Origin of the sequence: Streptomyces sp. NPDC059456, assembly GCF_042750055.1 — a bacterium.
Taxonomy (GTDB): domain Bacteria; phylum Actinomycetota; class Actinomycetes; order Streptomycetales; family Streptomycetaceae; genus Streptomyces.
The window spans coordinates 1-7,197 of record NZ_JBHYVA010000446.1 but is presented as its reverse complement, the minus strand read 5'-3'; the positions used below and the strand labels follow the sequence as shown (position 1 = coordinate 7,197).

At 73.3% G+C, this 7,197-nt stretch carries 6 protein-coding genes; 2 read left to right on the top strand and 4 right to left on the bottom strand.

The window, feature by feature from the left end; genetic code table 11:
- Nucleotides 1-178: 178 nt before the first annotated feature.
- Complete coding sequence (locus tag ACFXA3_RS29800) at nucleotides 179-883, bottom strand: YcnI family protein (RefSeq protein WP_385191670.1); 705 nt, start codon at nucleotides 881-883, stop codon at nucleotides 179-181.
- A gap of 106 nt (nucleotides 884-989) precedes the next feature.
- Nucleotides 990-1,802, bottom strand: coding sequence for a hypothetical protein (locus tag ACFXA3_RS29795; RefSeq protein ID WP_385191669.1), 813 nt, complete (start codon nucleotides 1,800-1,802; stop codon nucleotides 990-992).
- A 196-nt stretch (nucleotides 1,803-1,998) separates the two neighbouring features.
- On the opposite strand from ACFXA3_RS29795, the gene ACFXA3_RS29790 reads away from it, so the two are divergent.
- Nucleotides 1,999-2,490: an ATP-binding protein gene (locus ACFXA3_RS29790; RefSeq protein WP_385191668.1), complete on the top strand. Its 492-nt coding sequence runs from the start codon at nucleotides 1,999-2,001 to the stop codon at nucleotides 2,488-2,490.
- A gap of 88 nt (nucleotides 2,491-2,578) precedes the next feature.
- Here the strand turns inward: ACFXA3_RS29790 and ACFXA3_RS29785 are convergent, their stop codons facing one another.
- Nucleotides 2,579-4,045, bottom strand: a complete 1,467-nt coding sequence (locus ACFXA3_RS29785; protein ID WP_385191666.1) for an aminopeptidase P family protein — start codon at nucleotides 4,043-4,045, stop codon at nucleotides 2,579-2,581.
- 87 nt (nucleotides 4,046-4,132) lie between these two features.
- Nucleotides 4,133-5,752 (bottom strand): PP2C family protein-serine/threonine phosphatase, encoded by a 1,620-nt coding sequence (locus ACFXA3_RS29780; RefSeq protein ID WP_385191665.1) that lies wholly within the window; start codon nucleotides 5,750-5,752, stop codon nucleotides 4,133-4,135.
- Nucleotides 5,753-6,158: 406 nt separating this feature from the next.
- Here ACFXA3_RS29780 and ACFXA3_RS29775 point away from each other — a divergent pair, with 406 nt between their 5' ends.
- On the top strand, nucleotides 6,159-6,860 hold the full coding sequence (locus ACFXA3_RS29775) for a bifunctional DNA primase/polymerase (RefSeq protein ID WP_385191664.1): 702 nt from the start codon (nucleotides 6,159-6,161) through the stop codon (nucleotides 6,858-6,860).
- Nucleotides 6,861-7,197 lie beyond the last annotated feature (337 nt).

Here is a 7,197-nt window from a genome sequence, read left to right as displayed (position 1 = left end):
CCCGCACGGGGGAGGGGGGGGACGGGGGTGCCGCCGGGGCGGGGGGCGGCGCGCACCGGGCGGCGCGGACCCCGCGGAGCCCGGGCCGCGCGCGGGGGGGGGCGGGCGGGGGGGACGGGCCGGCCGCCGCAGGTTGAACGAGGGAATAACGAGGGAGTGCGGCCGGGGGCCGCGGGGGTCAGGAGGTGCGGCGGCGCGAGGCGACACCGAAGGCGACGCCACCGAGGCCGATGACGATGCCCGCGATGCCGAGGGCGCGCGCGGTCGTGTCGGAGGTCTTGCCGGTGGCCTCGTCGTGGCCCTTGTCGGCCGCGGCGGCGCCCTTGTCGTCGTGGTGGTCGTCCGTGGCGGCGGCCTTGGCCGCGGTCAGCTTCAGGACGGGAGCCGGGTTCTGCGGCTCCGCCGCGCCTTCCTTCGTCTCCTCGATCCAGCGGACGACCTCGTTGTTGTCGTACGTCTGGATCGCCTTGAAGACCATCTGGTCGGTGTTGTCGGGCAGCTTGCCGACGGCGACCGGGAACTGCTGGAACTTGCCGGGCTCGATCTTGCCGCCGCTCCAGGTCACCTTGGTGACGGCCTCGTTGACCTGCTTGCCGTGCACGGTGAGCGGCTTGTCGAGCTTGCTCTTCTCGACCGTCACGGTCCAGCCGGGGATGTCCTGCGGCATGACCGACGTCAGTGGCTGGTCGATCGGGAAGTTGACCTCCAGCTGCGTCGTCGAGGCGTTGTCGCGCTCGTTGGGGACCTTGAAGTTGATCGTCGCGTAGCTGCCCTTGACGGCGTCCCCGGGCTGCACGCTGACGTGCGCGAACGCGGTGCCGGACAGGACGAGGACGGTGCCGGCGGCAAGGGCGGCGGCGAAGGAGACGCGAGAGGTCTTCATGGTGGTGACAACTCCACAGAGGCAGGGTGACGGTGGGTCCGCGCACGGGCGCGCGCGGAGTTCGCGGCACCGTGCTTCCACCGGGTGTTCCGGGGAGGGTGCCGCGTCAGGCTGCGAGGGCGAGCGCCGTACGGGGCGGCCCGCGCCTGATCACCGTGTGCTGGAGCGTCTCCCGGCCGGTGTGCGCGGCGGGTTCGGCGGCCGTCCGGGCGGCCTGCGGGGCACCGGCGCGGGTGCCCGCGAGCCCGGCGCCGAGGGCGCGTACGAAGGCCAGCGCGGCGAGCAGCGGACGCACCGGCCCGGCTTCGGCGGAGGTGCGGGACAGCTCCACCAGCCGGAACAGGGCGGCGTCGCCACGCCCCAGCAGCCAGCCCGCGGCCAGCGCGGCCAGCAGGTGGCCGACGAGCATGCCGGTGCTGAACAGGCCGGTGGCGGGTGCCGCGGCGGCCTGCGCCAGGTGGGCGTGGCCCGCGTGGGCCTGCTCCGCGGCCTGGGCGGCCATGGCAGCCGGGTCCAGTCCGGCGGTCTCCAGGATCTGCCGGGCGTCGGCCGGGCTGAGCGGGACGGAGTTGCCCCCGCAGACCAGCCGGGCCGCGAGCGCCGCGAGCGAGGTGTCGGTCGCGGCGGGTGCCTGGGCGGCGGCGGTGCTCTGCTGGCCGAGGCCGAACACCGCGTGCAGTGCGAGCTGGCCGAACGCGAGCCCGGCGGCGATGCCGGGCAGCGAGCGCCGGCGGCCCGCGAGGGGCGCGGCGACCGCGAACACGGCGAGGAAGGCGATGACGAGGGCCCACCAGGGCACGGTGGCGCAGGACGCCAGCGCGTGCCCGGCCGCGGACAGCACGACGCAGACCGCGGTGAACACCGCGGCCCGGATCAGCCGGAGGCCGGCTCCGGCGGGCGTCGCGTGGGGGGCAGTCATGGCCGGGCCATCATCGCACTGCCCTCACACCGCCCATACGGCAGGTCCGGAACGTCGTGAGTGCCCCCGTACGAGGCTTCGCCGCGGGTGCTTCCGTCCCATACACAACGTCTTCGACGTGTCGCCATCGGCCGAATGAGGGCTGTGGCGGCCGCCGGGGGCTTACGCCCCGCCCCGGGCGGCAATAGGTAACCGTATGAGCATCTGGTGGTCTCTCCACTTGAGGCGCGAAGCCGCGAGCGTGCCGCTCGCCAGGCGGTTGCTGCTGGGGACGATGGAGACCGCGGGGGTGGACCCGGACATCTCCTTCGATCTGTCGGTGGCACTGAGCGAGGCGTGCGCGAACGCGGTGGAGCACGGCGGTCCGGCGGCCGGGGCCGGCGGCGGCGCGGAATCCGCTGCGGAGGCGTGCGCGGCCTACCGCGTCACGGCGTACCTGGACGGGGACTGCTGCCGCATCGAGGTGACCGATTCGGGTCCGGGTTTCCCCGCGGCGACGGTCGCGGGGCACAGACCCCCGCCGGCCGGCCCCTCCGACCCGTCGGAGAGCGAGCACGGCCGGGGACTGTGGCTGATCGCCGAGCTCGCGGACCACGTCAGGCTCCGCAACCGGCCGGGCCGGGGCGCGGTGGTCAGCTTCGACAAGATCCTGAAATGGCGTGAGGGAGCGCTGCTGAAGGTGTCGTAGCCGGTGGCGCGGCCCGGACACGCCGATGGACGGGACTCGCGTACGAGATCCCGCCCACCGGAGGCGGCGGCCCGGAGGCCGGGCCGCATCAGCCCTTGAGGCGCGCCATCCAGGCCTCGACGTCGGCCGAGGCGCGGGGCAGCCCGGCCGACAGGTTCCGGTTGCCGTCCTCGGTGACCAGGATGTCGTCCTCGATCCGGACGCCGATGCCCCGGTACTCCTCGGGCACGGTCAGGTCGTCGGCCTGGAAGTACAGGCCGGGCTCGACGGTGAGGCACATGCCCGGCTCCAGGGTGCCGTCGACGTACGCCTCGGTGCGCGCGGCGGCGCAGTCGTGGACGTCCATGCCGAGCATGTGGCCGGTGCCGTGCAGGGTCCAGCGGCGCTGGAGGCCGAGCTCCAGGACGCGCTCGACCGGGCCCTCCAGCAGGCCCCACTCGACGAGCTTCTCGGCGAGGACGTGCTGCGAGGCGTCGTGGAAGTCGCGGAACTTCGCACCCGGCTTGACGGCGGCGATGCCGGCTTCCTGGGACTCGTACACCGCGTCGTAGATCTTGCGCTGGATGTCGGTGTACGTGCCGTTGATCGGCAGCGTGCGCGTGACGTCGGCGGTGTAGAGGGAGTGGGTCTCCACACCGGCGTCGAGCAGCAGCAGGTCGCCGGAGCGGACGTCGCCGTCGTTGCGGACCCAGTGCAGGGTGCAGGCGTGCGGGCCGGCGGCGCAGATGGAGCCGTAGCCGACGTCGTTGCCCTCGACGCGGGCGCGCAGGAAGAAGGTGCCCTCGATGTAGCGCTCGGACGTGGCCTCGGCCTTGTCCAGGACCTTCACGACGTCCTCGAAGCCGCGGACGGTGGAGTCGACGGCCTTCTGGAGCTCGCCGATCTCGAAGTCGTCCTTCACGGCGCGGGCCTCGGAGAGGTGGACGCGCAGCTCTTCGTCGCGCTCCTTGGTGACCTTGTCGGTCAGGGCGGCCTCGATGACGGAGTCGTGGCCGCGCACGTTGCGCACCGGGCCCTCGGCCTCGGCCAGCTCGTCGGCGAGCTTGCGGACGTCCCGCGCGGGGATGCCCAGCAGCTGCTCGGCCTCGGCCAGCGAGTGGCGCCGGCCGACCCACAGCTCGCCCTGGCCCGACAGCCAGAACTCGCCGTTCTCGCGGTCGGAGCGCGGCAGCAGGTAGATGGCGGCGGTGTGGCCGGTCTCGCCCGAGGGCTCCAGGACCAGGACGCCGTTCTCGGTCTGGTCGCCGGTCAGGTAGGCGTACTCGGTCGAGGCGCGGAAGGGGTACTCGGTGTCGTTCGAGCGGGTCTTGAGGCGGCCCGCGGGCACCACGAGGCGCTCGCCGGGGAAGCGCGCGGACAGCGCGGCGCGGCGGGCGGCGGTGTGCGCGGCCTGGGGGATCGGCTCCAGCCCGTGCAGCTCGGTGTCGGCCCAGCCCGTGCGCATGTTCTCGGCGAGTTCGTCGCTGACGCCCGGGTACAGCCCGTTCTTGCGCTGCTTGTGCTTCTTCTGGGGCTGCTCTTCTTCCGGGGTCTCCGGGGTGAGCTCGTCAGCCACGTCTTCTCCTCAGCTACGACAGGACCGGGTATGGGCCGCATCCATCGTATGTGCGAGGGGAAGACGCCCGGCGGCGGGTGTGACTAATCAGTCAAAACGGGCAGCGAGCAGCACGATGTCCTCCACCCCGTCCTCGATGGCGGCCATGGCGGCGGTGGCGGCGGAACCGGTCGTGGCGCCCGCGGAGCCGGCCGGTGCGGCGGGTGCGACCGCAGGGTCGTCGGCGGGCAGGACCGTCCGCAGGACGTGGTCGCAGACGGCCGCCGGGTCGTCCCGGACGGCTCGGGGCACGCTTGCGGCGGCGGCGTGCAGCCGCGCGTACGCACGGTCCATGGGGTCGCCGGTGCGCCGCAGCAGCCCGTCGGTGTACAGCAGCACCGTTTCTCCAGGCGCGGGTTCGATCTCCACGCTCGGCGCCTCCCAGCACGACAGCATCCCGAGCGGTGCGGAGAGCGTCGTCTCCACGTACTCCGTGCGGTGGTCGCCGATGAGCAGCGGCGGGGCGTGCCCCGCACCGGCCAGGATGATCTTGCGCTGGCCGGGCTCGCAGTACGCGAACAGCGCCGTCGCGCAGCGCGCGGGCTCGGTCAGGCGCAGCAGCAGCTCCAGGTCGGACAGGACCGCGACGGGGTCCTCGCCCTCCATGACGGCGTACGCGCGCAGCGAGGCCCGCAGTCGTCCCATCGCGGCGACGGCGCTCGGCCCCGCCCCGGTGACGGATCCGACGGCCAGGCCCAGGGCGCCCTCGGGCAGCGGCAGCGCGTCGTACCAGTCGCCGCCGCCGCGGGGTCCGGTGTGGTGGCGGGCGGCGAGGCGGACCCCGGGGATCCGGGGGAGCCGGCTGGGCAGCAGCTCCTCGGCGACCGTGGCCAGCCGGCTGCGGGAGCGTTCCACCTCCAGCATCCGGGCCAGGTGTTCGGCGGCGTGCCGGACGTAGAGCCCGGCGAGATCGCGCTGGCGGTCGCTCGGCTCGGCCTGCTCGTCGTAGAGCCAGACGGCCGCGCCGAGCCGGCCGGTGGCCTCGGCGGTCAGCGGCAGGGCGTAGCTCGCGGCGTAGCCGAGCCGCGCGGCGACCTCGCGGTGGCGGGGGTCGACGGGGGTGCCGTACGCGCCCGTCTCGGTGCCGGTGCCGGTGCCGGGTTCGGGGAGCACGTCGGAGCCGCCCCGGGCGTCGGGGAGCCCGTCGAGGATGCGGCCGTACGAGGTCGCGGTGCGCGGGACGGTCTCGATGTGCCCGAGGTCCGCGCGGCCGAGGCCGAGGCCGATCGTGGTCGTCGGGCCGAGCCCGTCGGAGGGTTCCAGGACGATCAGGCCCCGCCGGGCGCCGACGAGGGCCGCCCCGGCGCGCAGGAACTCGTGGAGGGAGGAATCGAGGTCGCGGGCGCGGGCCAGGCGCTCGGTGAGCTCGTGGAGGGTGGTGAGGTCGGAGACCATCCCCGCCAGCCGGTCCTGGATCAGGGTGCTCGGTCCGGGCACCGCTGCCGCGGTCGGCGCGGGGGCGGTTCGGGCGGGCGTGGGCGCCGCAGTCTGCGGGACCGCGGTAACTGCTGGATCGATTCCAGCCACTTTCGGCAGATGCGGGGCGCTCATGGCGTCCGCCTTTCCACCTGGTGCGATTCGCCATATAGCATCGCAAACCCCCAGATCGTGCTGCGCCGCCATCAAGGAATCCACATCTACACGCACACGAGGATCGATGTCCAGCATTGCCCAGGTGGGAATCCTGGTGTCCGTGGGGCGGCAACTCACTGTCCAGCCAAGGCTAGAACTTGGCTGGAAAATGCTGAACGCAGACGGTTTTTGCGATCGACTGGTCGGGCGTCGGAGTGGGTCCGGGTACCTAATCGGTGGTGCCCGGGGCGAGTTGGCGCAACCGGCAGCCGCCGGGAACCGCCCGGCACGGGTCGTCGTCCTTAGCGGCGGCAGCCGGTCTCGGCACCGGCGCGGGTCGCGTTCCGCCCCCGCCGGACGTTTCATGGACCCGTAAGAAAACTGCACGAACCGTGTGAACCCGCTTCCGGCGGACAGTGACGCGAAACGTGTACGTGTGGTGAGACACCCGTTACGTGGTGTGATGTGGCCCTCGGCGTTCAACGGAAAGGAACGAGCGCTCATGCGCGAGATCCTCGGAAGGCGTCTCCAGCGGCTCCGCAACCGCCTGAAGTCCCTGCGCCCGGCCCCCGGCCAGAGCGGTGACCAGGCCCTCCTCGACGCGGCGCTCTCCTGCGCCACCGCCTGGCAGTGGCCGGTGCTGCCCGGCGTCGGCCGCTCCGGCGCCGACAGCAACCGGTGCGCCTGCCCCGACCCCGACTGCGTCGTACCCGGCGCGCATCCCTTCGACCCCGGACTGCTCGCGGCCACCACCGACCCCCGGATGGTGGCCTGGTGGTGGACCAACCGGCCCACCGCTCCCGTACTGCTGGCCACCGGCGGGTCCGCGCCGTGCGCCGTGAGCCTGCCGGCCAACGCGGCCGCGCGGGCCGTCGTACGGCTGGACGCGCAGGGCATGCGGCTCGGCCCGATCGTCGCCTCGCCCACCCGCTGGGCGCTGCTGGTCGCGCCGTACTCGCTGGAGCGGCTCGGTGAACTCCTGTACGCCAAGGATCACGTGCCCTCCGCGCTGCGCTTCCACGGCGAGGGCGGCTACCTGTTGCTCCCGCCCTCCCCCGCGTCCGCCGGCGGGCAGGTGCGGTGGGAGCGCGAGCCCGCGCAGACCGGCGGCGGCCCGTGGCTGCCGGACGTCGAGGCCGTCGTGGACGCACTGGTCGAGGCGAGCAGCGGAGCCTCCGGCGGGGGCAGCCGGCTCGCGTACTGATCACGCACGGTGCGCACGTCCGGTGCGCATTCGGCGGATGCGGCGGGTGGCCGTACCGAGGTGCCGGGCACTCGCCGATCACTCGTACGGGTGTCGGTGCGACGAGTTTCCAAGGGAATTGGGCGCGGGGATCTCCGCGCCCCATTCCCGCGTCGCTATCTTCGGCGAATGAATCTCCGCTTGATCGGTATCGGCGCCGGTGTGCTGATCATCTTGTCGCGGCGCCGGGGGGGGGGGGGTCGCCGCCCCGGTTTTTGCGGGGGGGGTGTGGGAGAAAGCGGTGGGGTGTAAACAAAACAGACGGCCCCCGCAGAGAGTATTTTGTTTTAGGGGTGGG